The following is an 882-nucleotide window of genomic DNA, read 5'->3' as shown; positions in this document are numbered from 1 at the left end:
CGGCTTTCGCCTTGGCCGACTGGCCGCCGTTCCGGCTGCCGGTCTTGGCCGTAAGGTGATAGATGGCCATAGGGGTTTAGCTCCATGCAATGGCCCTCGGAGAGCGCACAGCCCCAAAGGGGTGCCCGCAGGGCAGTTTCTCGAAGAGAAACCGGTAAGTGCGCCCTCCCGTTAGAATGACGGTCGGGGTTTGCGGTGTCTGTGCTCCGATGATAGCATGATGGCAAGCACATAACCAAGGGGAATGTCAACATGGCAAAAGCAGCGGAACGGCTCGCCAAGCTGGAAGAGCAACGGGCACGGATCAACGCCAAGATCCAGCGGGTCAGGGCACGGGAGCAGCAGCAAAAGCGCAAGGAGGACACCCGGCGCAAGGTGCTGGTAGGCGCGTGGATACTCGGCAAAGTCGAAAGCGGCGAGTGGCCAGAACAGCGCTTGCTCGATGGGCTGGACAGCTACCTAGAGCGCGACCATGACCGGGCGCTGTTCGGACTGCCACCCAAGCAGGAATAGCAGCCACAGGAGCATGGCCAGCCGGAGCCGCAAGAGGGGCAAGGGTGAGCTTCTACCGGCTGACACCTGCCGAGATCGAAGCCCTGCAGCAAGAGATGCGAGAGGCGGGCGCGACCATCAAGGCGGAGATAGCCAAGCGCAAGGTGGCCAGCATGGCCCCTGCGGGGCTTCACACGCGCCCCCGCCCTGCGGGCAGGGGTAAAGGCCGCTAAAGCGGCTAAAGGCGTCTGCGGCTTCCTGTGGCGTCTGTGCATGGGGTTTGGGTTTGCGGGCCTTGGCCCGCCTTTTCCCTACCGCGGAGCGGTGGGGGCGGTGTGTAGCCTAGCGCAGCGAATAGACCAGCTATCCGGCCTCTGGCCGGGCATATTG

At 63.6% G+C, this 882-nt stretch carries 1 protein-coding gene; it reads left to right on the top strand.

The genetic code is table 11. The annotated features are described in order from the left end of the window. Positions 1–252 precede the first annotated feature (252 nt). A complete protein-coding gene (locus tag R7Z47_RS24270; RefSeq protein ID WP_169573164.1) occupies positions 253–513 on the top strand; it encodes a mobilization protein in 261 nt (86 codons plus the stop codon). Positions 514–882: the final 369 nt, after the last annotated feature.

The sequence above is a fragment of the Vibrio sp. 1641 genome, from assembly GCF_033339995.1.
GTDB lineage: Bacteria > Pseudomonadota > Gammaproteobacteria > Enterobacterales > Vibrionaceae > Vibrio > Vibrio alginolyticus.
The sequence above is the reverse complement of the archived record's forward strand: the minus strand, read 5'-3'. Positions and strand labels throughout refer to the sequence as shown.

Coding starts and splice junctions, on each gene's coding strand:
- R7Z47_RS24270 (WP_169573164.1), top strand. CDS start 253: ATGGCAAAAGCAGCGGAACGGCTCGCCAAGCTGGAAGAGCAACGGGCA.